Annotated in this window: 14 protein-coding genes; 8 read left to right on the top strand and 6 right to left on the bottom strand. The window is 75.4% G+C overall.

Going from position 1 to position 16,062, the window contains the following annotated elements; genetic code table 11:
- Positions 1–187: 187 nt before the first annotated feature.
- From ABTX81_RS10050 to ABTX81_RS10040, 3 genes are all read left to right on the top strand, one after another.
- Positions 188–910 (top strand): hypothetical protein, encoded by a 723-nt coding sequence (locus tag ABTX81_RS10050; RefSeq protein WP_350542754.1) that lies wholly within the window; start codon positions 188–190, stop codon positions 908–910.
- Positions 907–1,293, top strand: coding sequence for a VOC family protein (locus ABTX81_RS10045; protein ID WP_350542753.1), 387 nt, complete (start codon positions 907–909; stop codon positions 1,291–1,293). The genes ABTX81_RS10050 and ABTX81_RS10045 overlap by 4 nt, the downstream gene beginning before the upstream one ends.
- Before the next feature lie 246 nt (positions 1,294–1,539).
- Positions 1,540–2,340, top strand: coding sequence for an SGNH/GDSL hydrolase family protein (locus ABTX81_RS10040; protein WP_350542752.1), 801 nt, complete (start codon positions 1,540–1,542; stop codon positions 2,338–2,340).
- A gap of 82 nt (positions 2,341–2,422) precedes the next feature.
- Here ABTX81_RS10040 and ABTX81_RS10035 read toward each other — a convergent pair whose 3' ends face one another.
- From ABTX81_RS10035 to ABTX81_RS10015, 5 genes are all read right to left on the bottom strand, one after another.
- Complete coding sequence (locus ABTX81_RS10035) at positions 2,423–3,337, bottom strand: nitroreductase/quinone reductase family protein (RefSeq protein WP_502892742.1); 915 nt, start codon at positions 3,335–3,337, stop codon at positions 2,423–2,425.
- 593 nt (positions 3,338–3,930) lie between these two features.
- Positions 3,931–4,134, bottom strand: coding sequence for a hypothetical protein (locus tag ABTX81_RS10030; protein WP_350542750.1), 204 nt, complete (start codon positions 4,132–4,134; stop codon positions 3,931–3,933).
- On the bottom strand, positions 4,128–4,637 hold the full coding sequence (locus tag ABTX81_RS10025) for a hypothetical protein (RefSeq protein WP_350542749.1): 510 nt from the start codon (positions 4,635–4,637) through the stop codon (positions 4,128–4,130). Before ABTX81_RS10025 ends, ABTX81_RS10030 begins: the two co-directional genes overlap by 7 nt.
- 106 nt (positions 4,638–4,743) lie before the next feature.
- Positions 4,744–5,904: a polysaccharide deacetylase family protein gene (locus ABTX81_RS10020; RefSeq protein ID WP_350542748.1), complete on the bottom strand. Its 1,161-nt coding sequence runs from the start codon at positions 5,902–5,904 to the stop codon at positions 4,744–4,746.
- A 202-nt stretch (positions 5,905–6,106) separates the two neighbouring features.
- Positions 6,107–7,951, bottom strand: coding sequence for an AMP-dependent synthetase/ligase (locus ABTX81_RS10015; protein WP_350542747.1), 1,845 nt, complete (start codon positions 7,949–7,951; stop codon positions 6,107–6,109).
- 518 nt (positions 7,952–8,469) lie between these two features.
- Between ABTX81_RS10015 and ABTX81_RS10010 the strand changes: the two genes are divergently transcribed.
- The 5 genes from ABTX81_RS10010 (at position 8,470) to ABTX81_RS09990 (ending at position 14,923) form a co-directional block, all read left to right on the top strand.
- Positions 8,470–11,514 carry a sensor histidine kinase gene (locus ABTX81_RS10010; RefSeq protein ID WP_350542746.1) on the top strand — a complete coding sequence of 1,015 codons (3,045 nt, stop codon included), beginning with the start codon at positions 8,470–8,472 and terminating at the stop codon, positions 11,512–11,514.
- Positions 11,511–11,930, top strand: a complete 420-nt coding sequence (locus ABTX81_RS10005; RefSeq protein ID WP_350542745.1) for a roadblock/LC7 domain-containing protein — start codon at positions 11,511–11,513, stop codon at positions 11,928–11,930. Before ABTX81_RS10010 ends, ABTX81_RS10005 begins: the two co-directional genes overlap by 4 nt.
- A gap of 8 nt (positions 11,931–11,938) precedes the next feature.
- Positions 11,939–12,466: a DUF742 domain-containing protein gene (locus tag ABTX81_RS10000; protein ID WP_350542744.1), complete on the top strand. Its 528-nt coding sequence runs from the start codon at positions 11,939–11,941 to the stop codon at positions 12,464–12,466.
- Entirely contained in the window at positions 12,447–13,130 is a 684-nt protein-coding gene (locus ABTX81_RS09995) for a GTP-binding protein (protein WP_350542743.1), read from the top strand. The genes ABTX81_RS10000 and ABTX81_RS09995 overlap by 20 nt, the downstream gene beginning before the upstream one ends.
- A gap of 944 nt (positions 13,131–14,074) precedes the next feature.
- Entirely contained in the window at positions 14,075–14,923 is an 849-nt protein-coding gene (locus tag ABTX81_RS09990) for a winged helix-turn-helix domain-containing protein (RefSeq protein ID WP_350542742.1), read from the top strand.
- 66 nt (positions 14,924–14,989) lie between these two features.
- On the opposite strand, the gene ABTX81_RS09985 is transcribed toward ABTX81_RS09990, so the two are convergent.
- Positions 14,990–15,772, bottom strand: coding sequence for an IclR family transcriptional regulator (locus ABTX81_RS09985; protein WP_350542741.1), 783 nt, complete (start codon positions 15,770–15,772; stop codon positions 14,990–14,992).
- Positions 15,773–16,062 lie beyond the last annotated feature (290 nt).

Below are 16,062 nucleotides of genomic sequence, written 5' to 3'. Positions count from 1 at the left end.
GTCCACCGAGCGGCGCTGGGGACTGTTCATCGACCGCCTGTTCGGGGAAGATTTCGGGGAAGATCAACAGTGGGAACGGCCGGTGCCCCACACCGCCGGGCCCGCTCCGCTCGGCCCCGAACCCGCGTATCGCGAACGTCCCCGCGCACCGTCGGTCCGGCGAGCCCGACACCGAAAGGGGGGACGCATGAGCCGGATCGAGTACAGCGCGGAGATCGCCGAGCTGCTCGGCCGGGTGCGCCGGCGTCCCACCGCGGGGTGGCCGTGGCGGCCGGGGGAGCGGGTTCCCCCCGGGCTCGCGGTCAAGCAGTCGTGGGGATGGCTGTTTGCGCCCGACGGCCGGGTGCTGACCCTGGTCAACCCCAAGGACGGCATCGTCTCGCTGCCCGGCGGCTCGCTGGAGCCGGAGGACGCCGGTGACCCCGGCTCCGCGCTGGCCCGGGAGGCGGGCGAGGAGGCGCAGGCGCTGATCGGCACGGCGTACTACCTCGGCTACCTCTACGACCGGGTGGGGTCGGCCAACGGCGGGAACGAGTGCGCCCGGGTCCGGATGGCCGCCGCGCTGCGGGCGGTCGGCCCGAGCGTGCCCGACCCGGCCTCGGGGCGGCACTACCGGCGGCTGCTGGTGGCCCCCGGCCTGGCGGTCGAGCTGCTCGGCTGGGGCACGCCCGGCCTGCGCCAGGCGCGGGCGGCGGTGACGTCCGCCGTCCGGTGGCTCGGCGTGCCCGCGGCGGCCAACGAGACGATCGAGGAACTGCCGCTGGACGGCTGCGAGGTGTACCCGGAGGCGGCCCCGGGCGCCGCACCCGCCGACCCGGGCCGTCCGGTGGACGGTCTGACGGAAGGTCGGGCCGCCGGCCTGACGGACGGCCCGACGGGCCGTCCGTCAGGCCGGCGCGGTGACCGGTGAGCGCCTCCGGCCCGCCCCGCTCCCGGGGCCTGTTCCACCATGTGGAGCTGTGGACGGACGACCTGGCGATCGCCGTGGAGCAATGGGGCCCGGTGCTGCTCGCGCTCGGGTGCGAGCCGTTCCAGCACTGGCCGAGCGGCCGCAGCTGGCGCCTCGGTGACGCCTACCTGGTGATCGAGCAGTCACCGGCGCTGCTGCCGGGCGGTCACCAGCGGCTGCGGGCCGGCCTCAACCACCTCGCCGTGCACGGCGGCCGGGCGGCGGTGGCCGCCGCCCTCGCCGCCGGCTGGACCGTCCGGGTGGACACCGGCGAGGCGGTCCATCTGATCGACCGCCAGGGCTTCGAGCTGGAGGTCGTCCTCCACGACGGCGCGTCCGGCTGACCGTTCGTCCCTCGTCCGTCCGGGTGATGCCCTGTCCGGTGGCCCCGTCCATGGCCCGCCCCGGCCGTCCGGTCCGGTCGCCCCGGCGCTCACCTGCGGCGCTCGCCCCGTCGCCCGTAGTGAGAAACGGCGCGTTCATCACCCCGTTGTCAGACTTTCCGTCAATTGACTTGGCATGACAGCTTCACACCTTAGCTACCGCCTGGTATCAAATTGCGTGACGCACGTCACTGACCAGGAGGCCCCATGCACCGCCCTGTCCGCGCCATGTCCGTCGCCGTCACCGCGGCCCTCCTTTCCCTCACCACGCTGGCCACGGCCGGTTCGGCCCACGCCGCCGGTGTCAACTACGTCGCCCTCGGCGACTCGTACTCCTCCGGCGTCGGTGCCGGCAGCTACACGAGCGAGAGCGGGAGCTGCAAGCGCAGCACCAACGCGTACGCGTACCTGTGGAAGAACGCGCACGCGCCGTCATCCTTCAAGTTCGTCGCCTGTTCCGGCGCGAGAACCGGAGACGTGCTCAACAACCAGATCTCCGCGCTGAGCTCGACCACCACGCTGGTCAGCATCAGCATCGGCGGCAATGACGCGGGCTTCGCGAGCACGATGCAGACGTGCGTCCTGGACTCCGAGAGCGCCTGCCTCAACGCCGTCGCCACCGCGAAGAACTACGCCAACAACACGCTGCCCGGCCAGCTGGACACGGTCTACTCGGCGATCCGCGCCAAGGCGCCGAACGCCAGGGTCGTGGTGCTCGGCTACCCGCACATGTACAAGGTCGGCGGCAGCTGCATCCTCGGCATCGGCGACACCAAGCGGGCCGCCATCAACAGCGCCGCCGACGTGCTCGACGAGGTCGTCGCCAAGCGCGCGGCCAACGCGGGCTTCGCCTTCGGCGACGTCCGCTCGATCTTCCGCGAGCACGAGATCTGCGGCTCCAGCACCACCTGGCTGAACAGCACCACGCTGCCGGTCGACGAGAGCTACCACCCCAAGGCCGCCGGCCAGTCGGGCGGCTACCTCCCGGTCTTCTCCGCCCAGGTCTGATCGGACCCGTCCAGGCCCTGAACGGGCCCGGGCCCGCCGGCCCCTCACAGGGGGAGGGGCCGGCGGACCCGGGCCGGTCACGTCACCGGCCGGGTGGCGGCGGGAACGGGATCGCGGCGAGCGCGGGCAGCAGCTCCCGCTCCTCGTGAGCGAGATGGGCCTCCAGCTCCGCCGTCATCCGGTCCAGCTCGGCCCGGAACGCCTCCGGCCCGGCCGAGCCGATGCCGGCCACCAGCGAGGCCAGCCCCTCCTTGAGCCCGGACAGCACCCGGTGCTCCTCGGCCAGGCGTTCCAGCACGCCCCGCAGCTCCGGATGGCTTCGGGCGAGCGCCGGGAAGACGCCCCGGTCCTCGCCGGTGTGATGAACGGCCAGCCCCTGGCAGAACGCCAGGCAGTGCTGACGGATCTGCAGTCCGAGCGCGGGAACGCCACCGCCGTCGCCGTGGCCACCGCTGCCGCCGGCGAAGTGCGCCTCGGTCTCGGCCCGCAACTGCCGCAACTGGCCCCGCAACCAGTCGTGCACCTCCAGCAGCTTGTCCGCCAGGCTGGTGACCGCACGCGGCGGTGCGTCGGCCTCGGAGTGCTCCAGCACCACCACCGGCAGCACCCGCGCGGTGTGCCGCTGGTAGTCCCCGTACCCGGGCGCGGCCCGGACGACGGCCTCGAACAGCCGGTCCCGCCGCGCCCCTTCGGCCGGGACGGCGATCGCGTCGAACACCTCCTCGCCCAGTTCCACCCCCACCACCGGGTGGGCGAGCAGGTTGCGGTACCACTGCGGGTCCTCGGCCGCCCCGGCCGCCGAGGCGACGACCAGCAGCAGTCCCCGCGTCCGTACGAACCCGAGCGGCACGGTGTGCTCGCGCCCGGTCCGCGCGCCGACGGTGGTCAGCAGCAGCAGGTCCCCGCCCTCGAAGGGCCCTCCGACCCTCCCGGCGTTGGCGCGGAACTCCTCGATGACGGTCTGATTGAACGATGAAGATGAAGATGAAGAAGACATGGGCATGCGTCTGTGGGATCTCCGAACACGGAAGAGCGGCCACCGCCTCGGCCGTGGCCGCGCGGGAAAAGGGTCAGGACAGGGGAGCGGAGTAGGTACTCATCGCGCGTCGCCCCTCGAACTCGGGTGCCGGCCCGGTCGCCGGCCGGCCCACATCTTTTTGGCCGGCGCCACGCTGCACGCGCCCCATCAGAGCACCCGGCCCATGCCCTGTCAACGCCCGTCGGCCCACGCGGACCGTCGTACCGGCATCCCCGGCGACCCGGGTGCGGGCGACGAGGCGGTCGGGCCCCCGGGCACGGAGGGCATCCAGCAGCCCGGTCCGGCCGAGGACGCCGAAGCCGTCGACCGCCCGGGCGGCCCCCTCGCCGAGGAGCGCGGCGGCCCGGACTTCGTCGGCGAGCGGGACCGCGCCGACGAGGGCCTCCCCGGCCGCCGCCGGATCGGCGTCAGCGGCGCCAACTGGGCGGCCATGGCCAGGTGCTGGGCCGTGGTGGCGGCCTACACCCGGTGGTCCGAGACCGTCCCGAGCCCGGTCGCCGTCGATCCTGGCGACGGCGACCGTGGCCGAAGGGGCGAACGGGACGCTCAGGTCACAGCCGGCCGCGAGGGGCGCGCGGCACGGACGAGGGGGCGCGGCGGCGGGTGCCCCCGTGCACGCACCCGGTGTCCAGGGCGGCGGGCAGGCGCGCGCCGTCCGGCAGCACCGCCACGCCGTCGGCGGCCGGGGCGGAGTCCTCGTTGCGCCCGCCGGGACGGGACCGCGACGAGACCGGGGCGCGCAGGACGCTCAGCACGCGGTGCGGGCGTAGGAGTCGAACTCCTCCAGGGTCCAGATCCGGGCGTGTGCCCAGACCTGGCCGGGGGAGAGGCGGGCGAGGTCGTCGGTGCTGAAGGAGACGCGGGAGGCGGCGGGTTCGGTGCTGCGCACATCGATGCCGTAGCTGCGCGGGCGGCCGTCGGGTGCCGGGAGCGGGCCGCCGTCGGAGGCCCAGTCGGCGGGCGGACGGTTCAGCGGGAAGGAGCGCGGCCCGCCGGTGCCGGGCGGCGGCCGCAGCGCGACCCAGGTGCGGCTGACGGCCTCGTAGATCTCGATGCGGTCGTAGTCCGCGTGGTGGCAGGCACGCAGCAGCACCACCGGTTCGCCGTTCTCGACCCGCACGCCGGTGATGTGGCGGCGCGGCCCCGAGCAGCCGCCGAGCGTCAGCAGCAGCACCACGGTCAGGGCGGCCACGGCGCCGCGCGGCGCCCGGCGGGCGCGCGGTGTCCGGCGGACGGTTCGTGCCCCCGTTCTCCCCATGCGGACGAGTCTGACGGCGGAGGATCTCGTCCCGGCCACGGGCGGGGCGCGGAACGGACGCACCGCCGGACCCCGGAAGAGGGGCCGGCGGTGCGGAGCGGCGCGGTCAGTGCAGGTAGGACGCGAGGCCCGCGGGCTTGAGGCCGGCGGCCTCGGCGGCGGCCAGGGCGCGCTGGAGGTCGCCGGCCAGGGTGTCGCTCCAGTGCATCAGCACGACGTCCCCGGGCGACAGGGTGCCCTCGTGCCAGATGTTGGAGGCACCCCAGCTGAAGTCCGCGTCGGCGGTGAGCACGGTGCGCATGCCGCAGTTGGCGGCGGCCTGCAGGGTGTCGGCGTTCCAGGCGAAGAACGGCGGGCGGAAGACGGTCGGCGCGGTGCCGAACCGGAGGGTCAGCGAGTCCCGGGCGTCGCAGATCTCCACCTGCTGCTCGGCGGGCGAGAGCTTGGTGAGGTCCGGGTGGGAGACGCTGTGGTTCTGCACGGAGGAGCCGGGCACGGCCGTGACCCGCCGGAAGTAGCCAGGGTCGGCGGCGGCGGCCATCGGCAGCGGGAAGGCGGTGATCGGCAGCTGGTGGTCGGCGATGAACCGCTCGGCCTCCGGGCTGGTCTGCCAGCCGTCGTCGACGGTGAAGAAGACCACCTTGTCGCTGGTCGCCACCGAGGCGGCGGCGGTCGCCGGGGCCGGCGCGGGGCCCTCCACCCGGACGTCGTCGACCGCGAACGGGCCCTGCTCGTACCAGCCGTGGACGGCGAGGCGGACGGTGGTGGCGGTGGGCCCGGCGGTGAACCGGGTGGTGAGCTTCTGCCAGCCGCCGTGGGTGTCCTCGGTCCAGGCGGGGGCGGTCGGGCGGTCGGTGCCGCCGGTGGCGCCGAGGAAGACGAACTTCCCGCGGACCCAGGCGGAGGCGGTGTAGGTGGCGCCGGGCTGGACCGAGACGGTCTGCGCGCACTCGCCGGTGGACTCGTCGCCCGCCGGGGTGACGGCCAGGGCGGAGCCGCCCGAGTGCGGGGCGGCGCTGGTGACGGACGCCTCGGCGGGCCCGCCGGAACAGCGCCAGCCGGGCACGCTGCCCCAGTCGGCGAGCGAGGAGGCGGGGATCTCGAACCCGGGGTTGGTGGCCAGGTCGACGGTGGGCGCGGCGGCCCCGGCCACGGCGGCGTTCTCGTTCGCCGAGGCCGCGGCGGGCCCGGCGAGGCCGGCCACCAGCAGGGCGGCGGTGGCGGCGAGCGCCGACAGGCGTGCGGGCATGCGCGAGGAGATGGACACGTGGGGACTCCTGCGTGGGGACGCGACCGTTGGGGCGGGCGCGCGGAGAACGGGTGTGGGGGTGCTCCCGGAGGGGGCGGGAGCCGTCGGCGTGCCGCACTCTGACCGGAGCAAAACAATGGACTGGACCACTCCGATCGTCAAGGAGTGCCGGCCGGGGAGCTCCCCACCAGCGCTGCCGTAAAAGGGACGAGACGGCCCGTCAGGGGGCGTACAGCTCCTCGATGTCCGCCGCGTAGTAGTCGGTGATCGCCGCCCGCCGCAGCTTCAGCGAGGGCGTCATCAGTCCCTGGTCGACGCCGAACTCCCGGGGCAGCAACCGGAACGCGCGGATCGACTCGGCGCGCGAGACGGCGGTGTTGGCCGCCGCGACGGCGCGCTGGATCTCGGTGTGCAGCTCCGCGTCGCCGAGCACCGCCCACGGGTCCGCCTGCCCGCGTCCGCGCCCCTTCAGCCAGTGCGCCAGCGCCGCCGGGTCGAGGGTGATCAGCGCGGCCACGTACGGGCGGTCGTCGCCCACCACCAGGCACTGCGAGACCAGCGGGTGCGTCTCGACCCGGATCTCCAGGGCGGCGGGGGCGAGGTTCTTGCCGCTGCTGGTGACGATGATGTCCTTCTTGCGGCCGGTGATGGTCAGGTAGCCGTCCTCGTCCAGGCTGCCGAGGTCGCCGGTGCCGAACCAGCCGTCGAACAGCGACTCGGCGGTGCAGCGCGGGTGGTTGAGGTAGCCGCCGAAGACGCCGGGGCCGCGCACCCACACCTCGCCGTCGTCGGCGATCGCCACGGTGGCGCCGGGCACCGGGCGGCCGACCGTGCCGACCTTGGAGCGCCCGGGCGGGTTGCCGGTGATCGCGGCCGAGGTCTCGGTGAGCCCGTAGCCCGTGTACAGCTGGAAGCCGATCCCGGTGAAGAACAGGCCGAGTTCGCGTTCCAGCGTCGAGCCGCCGCACATCAGCGTCCGCAGCCGGCCGCCGAACACGGTGCGCAGCCGCTGGTAGACCGTCCGCTCGTAGGCGAGGTGGCGCAGGCGCAGTCCTGGCCCCGGGCCGGGTCCGCGCCCGAAGACGCGCTGCTCGCGGCAGGCGGCCCAGTCGACGGCCACCTGCCGGGCCTGGTCGAACAGTTCGCCGCGCCCGGCCTCCTCGGCGGTGCGCCGGGCCTGCTGGAACACCTTGTCGAGCACGTACGGCACGACGAGCAGGAAGGTCGGGCGCAGCGCGGTGAGCGCGGGCAGCAGGGCGTCGGTGGACATCTCGGGGACGTGGCCGAGCCGGAAGCCGCCGCGCACGGTCGCGATCTGCACCATCCGCCCGTAGACGTGCGCCAGCGGCAGGAACAGCACGGTGGAGGGCTGGTGGCCGCCGGTGTCGCGCAGCGCCTCCTCCCAGCAGTCGAGCAGCGCGTCGGCCGCGGTGGCCAGCGAGCCGTGGGTGATCAGACAGCCCTTGGGGCGGCCGGTGGTGCCGGAGGTGTAGACGACGGTGGCGACGGTGTCGGCGGTGACGCCGAGCCGCTGGCGGTGGACCAGCGAGTCGGGGACCCCGCGTCCGTCCTCGACGATCGCGGCCACGCAGCCCCGGTCCAGCTGCCAGATGCCGGTCAGGTCGGGTAACGCGTCGCAGACCGCGCCGACGGTCATCGCGTGGTCCTCGTCCTCGACCAGGCAGGCCACCGCCTGGGTCTCGGCCAGGATCCAGCGGACCTGCTCGGGCGCGGCGGTGGGGTAGACGGGGACGGGGATCGCGCCGATCGACCAGAGCGCGTAGTCGAAGAGGGTCCACTCGTAGCGGGTGCGGGACATCAGGGCGACCCGGTCGCCGTAGCGCACGCCCCGGGTCAGCATGCCCTTGGCGAGGGCGAGCACCTCGTCGCGGAAGGCGGCCGCGGTGACGTCCTGCCAGCCGCTCCCGGCGGTGCCCCGGGGGCCCTCGTCGCGGCGGCACAACTGGACCAGGCCGGGGGAGCGTTCGGCGGTGTCGTAGAGCGAGTCGGCCAGCCCGCCGGCGGCCGGCGGTCCGGCCGGGGCGGGGGTGGTGAACTCGCGCACGATCCCCCCGATCAGTCCTGCCGGTCCTGCAGGTGGAGCGAAACTATCGGATGGCGTGCCGACTGCCCAGGGTTGTGACCAGGACGCGACGAGATCGGCACCGGTCCGTGCGGAAAGTGTCGCGGAACGATCGCCCGCCGCCGCCGCGCGGTGTCCGCGCTGCTGGTCGGCCGCGTCCGCGCCGCCGGTCGGCCGTGCGGGTGCGGTGCGGTGCGGGGGCGGTGTCGCGGGGGTGCCGGTCGGCGGGGTGGCGGGGTGCGAAACCGGTGATCTTGGTGCCGATCCGGACACGATCCGGCCCGGGGCGAAGAGAGGCCGGGTTCGACCCTCGAACGAGTGGTCAGGGCGTAGTAGAGTCTCGCAGACCTGCGGCCGGGGCTTCCCGGTCCGTCCTGAAACAGCCCCCCGGACCGGCCCCTGGTCCGTACCAGCACGCCCCCGTCCGCGCCGATCCACACCCCCACCGACCCCGCCGCCCGCACCCCGTCCGCGCCTGGCACTTCCCGACCGAGGACTCCATGCGTCTGCGCAGCAGCTCGATCCGCGCGAAGATCATCGCGCTGCTCCTGGTGCCCATCGTCGCCCTCGCCGCCCTCTGGGCGTACGCGACGCTCACCACCGCCGGGGACGTCTGGAGCCGGCTGGACCTCAGCAGGACGTACAAGGAGTTCGGCACCCCGGTCGACCAGTACGCGCACGACCTGCAGAACGAGCGCCGGGCCGCCGTCAAACGGCTGGCCGACCCGGCCTCGCGCGCCGCCCGGGACGCCCTCGAACAGGCCCAGGCCGTCACCGACCGGGACCTCGCCGTGCTGCGGCAGAAGAAGGACGCCGGGAACGGCCGGCTCGACGAGGCCCAGCGCGGCCGCCTGCTGCAGATCCTCGCCGCCGCCGACCAGCTGCCCCCGCTGCGCGCGCAGGTCGGCCGCGCCGCGCTCAACTGGGAGTTCGCGCTCGCCCAGTACACCGACCTGGTCAAGCCCACCTTCGGCTTCCGGTCCGCCTTCGTCGCCCGCCAGAGCGGCCAGCTCCCGCGCCAGGGCACCATCCTGACCGAGCTGGTGCGTGCCCGCGAGTACCTCTCCCAGGAGGACGCGGCCATGGAGGGCCTGCGCACCGCGGCCGGCCGGCCCACCGCCGAGCAGTACCAGGTCGCGCTCGACGCCCTGCACAACCAGCAGGCCCTGTTCACCGTCTACATCGCCGAGCTGGACCCGGTCGACCAGGCCGACTACATCGCCCTGCGCGGCGGCGAGGCCTGGGCCACGCTCGCCCGGGCCGAGGCGGACTTCGTCGGCGCCGGCGGCCCCGAGCGGGTGGTCCAGGCGATCAACGGCGACGACTGGCGCCAGACCGCCGACCACGCGCTCGGCGACCTCGCCGCGATCAACGCCCGGCTGGCGGGCACCATCGACGACCGCGACCACTCGTACGCGATCGGCCTGCTCTGGCGCGGCGGCATCGCCGGTGTGATCGGCCTGGTCGCCGTGGTGCTCTCGGTGCTGATCTCCTACCGGATCGGCCGCGGCCTGGTGCGCGAGCTGATCGGCCTGCGCAACGCCGCCAACGAGCTGGCCGGCACCCGGCTGCCCTCGGTGATGCTGCGGCTGCGCAAGGGCGAGGCGGTGGACGTCGCCGCCGAGGCCCCCGAGCTGGAGTTCGGCCCCGCCGAGATCGGCCAGGTCGGACGGGCGATCAACGCCGTGCAGCGGGCCGCCGTCGAGGCCGCCGTCGAACAGGCCGAGCTGCGGCGCGGCGTCTCCGCGGTCTTCGTCAACCTGGCCCGGCGCAGCCAGGTGCTGCTGCACCGCCAGCTGACCCTGCTCGACACCATGGAGCGGCGCACCGAGGACCCGGCGGAGCTGGAGGACCTCTTCAAGGTCGACCACCTCACCACCCGTATGCGCCGGCACGCCGAGGGCCTGATCATCCTGGCCGGCGGCTCGCCGGGCCGGGCCTGGCGCAAGCCGGTGCGGATGGTGGACGTGGTGCGCGCGGCGGTCGGCGAGGTCGAGGACTACGCGCGGGTGATCGTCCGGCCGTTCCCCGGCACCGGGCTGCTGGGCAGCGCGGTCGCGGACGTCACCCACCTGGTCGCCGAACTGGTCGAGAACGCGGCGGTGTACTCCCCGCCGGCCACCCAGGTCACCGTCCAGGGCGAGGTGGTCGCGCACGGCTTCGCGCTGGAGATCGACGACCGGGGGCTCGGGCTGAGCGAGCAGGCCCTTGCCGGGATCAACGAACGCCTCGCCGTGGAGCAGGAGTTCGACCTCGCGGACACCGACCGGCTCGGGCTGTTCGTGGTCAGCCGGCTGGCCCGGCGGCACGGCATCCGGGTGCACCTGCGGCCCTCGCCGTACGGCGGGACCACGGCGGTGGTGCTGATACCGCGCGAACTGCTGGCGGAGGCGCCGGACGGGCTGCCGGAGCCGCCGCCGTCGGCGGGCGTGGCCTCGGGTACGGGCACGGGCGTGGGCACGGGTGTCGCGGCCGGGGGGCGGCGGGCGGCGGCGGGTCGCCGCGACCTCGTCGCGGTGCCGGCGCTCGGCGCGGACGCGGCGGCGAACGGTGCCGGCGGAAGCGACGGCGCGGGCGGCGCGGGGGTTTCGGGCGGTGCGGGCGGGCGGCACCGGATCAGCGGGGGGCCGCGCCCCTCGGCGCCCGAACCCGCGCGCACGCCGGGCGGGCTGCCGCGCCGCTCGCGCGGTAACGGCGGGCCGGTGCTCGTCCCGGCGCCCGCCGGCGAGCCGGCCGGGCCCGGCACCGGGCGGCACCGGCGTGCCGAGGCCCAGGGCGTCGAGGCCGAGGGCGCCGAGGCGCCGGGCGTCGAGGTCCAGAGCGTGGCCGCCGTGGCGGACGCCGCGGCCACGGGGCCGGTGGACGCCGCCCCGCCGCGTGACGGTGCCCCGCGTGACGGTGCCCCGCGTGACGGTGCCCCGACGGGGGGCCTGCCCCGCCGCGTCCGGCAGGCGAGCCTCGCCCCGCAGCTGCGCGAGCGGGCGGCGGAGGCCGCTGCCGCCACCCCGGCCGACGGCCGTCCGGACGGCGGCGCCGACGCGGCGCGCGAGCGTTCGCCCGAGGAGGCCCGGGCCGCCTTCGCCTCGTTCCAGCGCGGCTTCACCCGAGGCCGGGGCGCCACCGGTGCTCCGCCCGCCCCCCAGTCGTCGTCCGCGCCGGCGTCCGCGCCGTCGCCCGTGGTCAGGCCCGCGCCCGGCTGGCAGCCGCCGGACCCGGGGCGCCGCGCGATCAGTCCGGCGCCCGCCCCGGCGGCGCTGCCCGGCCCCGCCGGGGGCGAACCGGCGCCGCTGGCCCGCCGCGCGCCCGTCCCGCCGCCGACCAGGTTCGTCCGCGCTCCGCGCGCCACGGCGGAACCCGGCGCACCCGCCGGTCCGTTGTCCGACGGGCCGTCCGAAGGCACCGCACCACCCGCACCACCGGTACGACCCGCTCGATCCGTTCGAGCCGCACCGCAAGCACCACCGGCCCCACGAGCACGACAGGCATCACCAGCACCACCCGCACCACCCGCACCACCCGCTCCAGCGGAAGGAACAGATTCATGACCACCTCGACGCAGTCGCCCGGAGACCTCAACTGGCTCCTGGACGACCTGGTCGGACGCGTCGCCGCGCTGCGGCACGCGGTGATCCTCTCCAGCGACGGCCTGGCCACCGGAGCCTCCCGCGACCTCGACCGGGAGGACGCCGAGCACCTGGCCGCCGTCGCCGCCGGCTTCCACAGCCTGGCGAAGGGCGCCGGCGGGCACTTCAAGGTCGGCGGCGTGCGCCAGACCATGGTCGAGCTGGACGAGGCCTTCCTCTTCATCACCGCGGCCGGCGACGGCAGCTGCCTGGCGGTGCTGAGCGAGGCCGAGGCCGACATCGGCCAGATCGCCTACGAGATGGCCCTGCTGGTCAAGCGGGTCGGCGAGCACCTGGCCGCCGAGCCGCGCGCCGACGTGGCCCCGCCCGGGAGATGAGCGGTCCGATGGCGGACGAGGAGCCGGCGTCGGTGCCCCCGGATCCGGGAGCGGACGGCCCGGGAGCGGGCGCCCCGCGACCGGAGGACCGGGGGCCGCAGGGCCCGGACGGGAACGAGCCCGGGCTCGACCTGTTCCAGGCGCGGACCCCGGTCGACGACCGCTGGTTCGACGACGACGCCGGCCCGGTGGTGCGGCTGTACTCGATGACCCGCGGCCGCACCCGGCCGGTCGAGGACGGCCTGTTCGACCTGATCTCGCTGATCACCGCCAAGGACCCCGCGCCGGCCACGGGCGCCGTGCCCGCGCACGTGCTCGACCCGGAGCACCAGACCATCCTGGCCTGGTGCCGCCGGGAGCCGATCTCCGTGGCCGAGCTCGGCTCCTTCACCGACCTGCCGGTCAGCGTCGTGCGCGTCCTGCTCGGCGATCTCTACGACGCCGACCTGATCAGCGTCACCCGACCCGTTCCGCTCGCCGAGCTGCCGGACGAGCGCCTGCTGCGAGACGTGATCAATGGACTCCGTGCGCTCTGACCTGCCCGCGACCGCCGCCGCCCCGGTGCCGTCCACCCACGCGCCGTCCGTCCCGGCGCCGTCCGGCCACGACCGGGCCAACGACCCGCGCTGGCGGGGCGGCCCGGCGGTCGCGGTGAAGATCCTGGTCGCCGGCGGGTTCGGCGCCGGCAAGACCACCCTGGTCGGCTCGGTCAGCGAGATCCGCCCGCTGCGCACCGAGGAGGAGCTCAGCGAGCTGGGCCGGCCGGTGGACGACACCGCCGGCGTGGAGGCCAAGCGCACCACCACGGTGGCGATGGACTTCGGCCGGATCGACCTGCGGCCCGGGCTCGCCCTCTACCTGTTCGGCACGCCCGGCCAGGACCGGTTCTGGTTCGTCTGGGACGAGCTGGCCCGGGGCGCGCTCGGCGCGGTGGTGCTGGCCGACACCCGGCGGCTGGCGGACTGCTTCCCCTCGGTGGACTTCTTCGAGCAGCGCGGCATCCCGTTCCTGGTGGCCGTGAACTGCTTCGAGGGCAGTGAGGTCTTCGCCCCCGAGGAGGTCAGGGACGCGCTCGACCTGGACCCGGGGATCCCGGTGGTGCTCTGCGACGCTCGCCTGCGCGAGGACGGCAAGGAGCTGCTGGTGGCGCTGGTCGAACACGCGGCGGCCCGCCGCGGGAGCGCGCCGGCCACGGCCTGAGCCCGGCCCGGCCGGCGCCGTCCGTCCCCGCCACGGTGGGTGGCGACGCGTCAGCGTCTCATTTCGGTGTTCACATGCCGGACGGTCGGCGTCCGGCAGGTTGCCTTGACCGGCCCGGCGTGGAAGGCTCTGTGGACGGAGGCCGCCCGGCCCGTCGCCGGGATGCCTCCGACGTGCCACACACCGAGTGCGTCCGGCACGCGCGCCGCAGCACGGCACAGGAACGTGCCGGCGCACCGGGACCAGAGGGGGGAGGGCCGCACCGTGAACGCCGAGCAGCGACACGCCCCGGCCGCGTCCGCCTCTTCGGACCGTCCCGTCCCGGTCACCCCGGCGCTGACCGTCCGGCGGTACATCGACCACGCGCTCATCTGCAGCGCCTGCTGTCGCTGACGTCGTCACCCTTCGCCGACCACCTCACCGTCGCCGCCGCCCACCGCCCGGGGAACCCTCCCGGCCGGCCCGGCCCGTCCGGATCGTCCGACCGGGCCCCGCGGAACGCGGCGACCCCTCGCACCGTCGACCCGGCAGCACCGGACAGCCGTCCGGTGGGCCGCCGTCGTCCCTGCCCGCTTCGCGGAGAGCACCAGTGAACCTCGTCAGCACCACCCGCCACCCGTCCGCCGTCACCACCGCCACCGTCAGCGCCGCCGCCCGCGTCGCGGCGGGGACGGCCGGGGCGGTCGGGACGACGCGGCCGCGCGCGGGGTCCACCCGGTCGGATCGGCGCGGGAACCACGCCGCGGACGGAGGAAGAGGTCGGCGCGTCGACCTCGAGCCGTTCTGGACGTCCCGGCAGCCGCACCTGTTCGACCAGACGTGTCCGGGTTCGCCCAGCGCGTCCCGGCACTCCCTCCGCTGACCCCGGGTCAGTCCTCGGCAGTACGCCCGGTCGACGCGCAGACGACTCCACCCCGTCCGTCACGCGCGAAATGAGCGGCATCATGTCCACCACCTCCACCGCCACCCTCTCCCTCCCCTCCGCGACCCCGCACCTGCGCGCGGTCCGCTCCGTCTCCCCGAACCCCGAACGCCGGCACGGCGGGCCCGTCCCGCCCGGCGCGGCGGTCCCGTCGGTGTCCCCGGTGGCGCCCGGCCCGGCCCCGGTCGTGCCGTCGCTCCCTCCGCAGGCGCTGCTCGCGGCGCTGCCGGAGGGCGCGGCGGTGGTCGCCGCGCTGCCGCAGGGCTCGCTGCCGCAGGCCCTGCTCGCCCAGTACGGGGCGCAGTTCGGCGCCTCGGCGGGGCAGTCGATGGTCGGCTACCTGGTGCTCGTCCCGACCGAGGGCGGCGCCGCGCCGACCGGCTTCCCGGTCGCGTCGATCGGTGCCCCGGCGCCGGCCCCGGCCCCCGCCGCCGGCCCGTCCGGTGCCGCGCCCTTCGGCCCGGCGCCCTTCACCTCCGGGCTGTCCGCCGCTGCCCAGCCCGTCAACGCCCCGTCCGTCAACGCCCCGTCCGTGGCCGCCGCGCCCGCCGCCGGGATCCCGGTCCGTCCGGTGCGGCCCGCCGGCCGGGGCATCACGGTCGACGTGGAGCGCCGCAACGCCTACGTGGACGGGCGGCTGCTCGACCTCACCTACCTGGAGTTCGAGCTGCTCGCCCACCTGACCGAGCACCCCCAGCGGGTGCACACCCGCGACCACCTGGTCTCCGCCGTCTGGGGCTACGGCCACGTCGGCGACGGCCGCACCGTGGACGTCCACGTGGCCCGGCTGCGCCGCAAGCTCGGCGTGGCCTACCGGGACAGCATCGTGACGGTCCGCCGGGTGGGCTACAAGTACACCCCGGTCGCCTGATCCCTCGTATCCGGGGCCGGGCGTTCCCCCTGAACGCCCGGCCCGTGGAGCTTCATTGACGCATCGTCATATTCGCTGGTCCGGCGGCAGCAGCAGGACGGCGAGCGCGCCGGCGCACGACCGCGCGTGGCCGAGGAACCAGTCCAGCCGCCCGTCGGTGAGGTGGGCGGGCGTCGAGCGGACGGCCAGGGCGAAGCGGGCCTGCCCGGCGCCGTCGAGCACCGGCACGGCCACCGTCCGCACGCCGGCCGCCGACTCGCCGTCGTTGAGCGCGTAGCCGGCCGTCCGGACCTTCGCCAACTCCTCGTCCAGGAGCTCCGGTTCGGTGATGGTCCGGTCGGTGAACGGGGGCAGCGGGCCCAGCGTCGAGACCCCCGTGTCGCCCGGGCGCGGCCAGGCCAGCAGTACCTTGCCGAGCGCCGTGGAGTGCAGCGGGCGGCGCAGGCCCAGCCCGGTGTCCGGCCGGACGGAGGCGCCGACCAGGATCACCGCGTGCGGGCCGCTGCGGATCGCCAGGTCGGCGGCGGCGCCGGTGCGGCGTGACAGCAGGTCGAGTTCCGGCGCGGCCAGGTGCAGACCCCGCTGGTGGAAGGTGAGTTGGCCGAGCTCGGCGACGGCCGGGCCGAGCCGGTAGCGGGCCGTCTGCTCGTCCTGCTCCAGGAATCCGGCGCTGACCAGGGTGCGGGCCAGCCGGTGCGCCGTGGAGACCGACAAACCCATCCGGCGGGCCAGGTCCGAGGCGCTCAGATCGGGGCCGTTGTCGTGGAAGCAGTGCAACAACCCGAGGGCCCGCTGGACGGCCTGGGCGCCGGCCGGCGGGCTCTGGACGGCGGTGACGGCCTCGGCCATGGCACCTCTCGTTCTGTCCTTGGCTCCGGCCGGTTCACCGGAGTCGCTCCCAGACTATGGCAGCGCGTGCTGCGGGAATGTGTCAACGGCGTTGCAAAAGGATGCCGTTCATGAACAACCGATCCCATGATGTGGCAAACCCTTGTCCGGTGCCCGCCGGTCGTGGAACGCTCGACGCAGCGCACCGGACGAGAGCCGTCCACCGCGCCGCCGACCGCGGGAAGGAGCAGCGCCGTGATGAACCGCCGGTGCCCCTCCCCCTGCGCCTGTTGTCGCTGACGCGCCGCCCC

The organism is Kitasatospora sp. NPDC097605 (assembly GCF_040302725.1).
Taxonomy (GTDB): Bacteria; Actinomycetota; Actinomycetes; order Streptomycetales; family Streptomycetaceae; genus Kitasatospora.
This window is presented reverse-complemented; position numbering and strand designations above follow the sequence as displayed.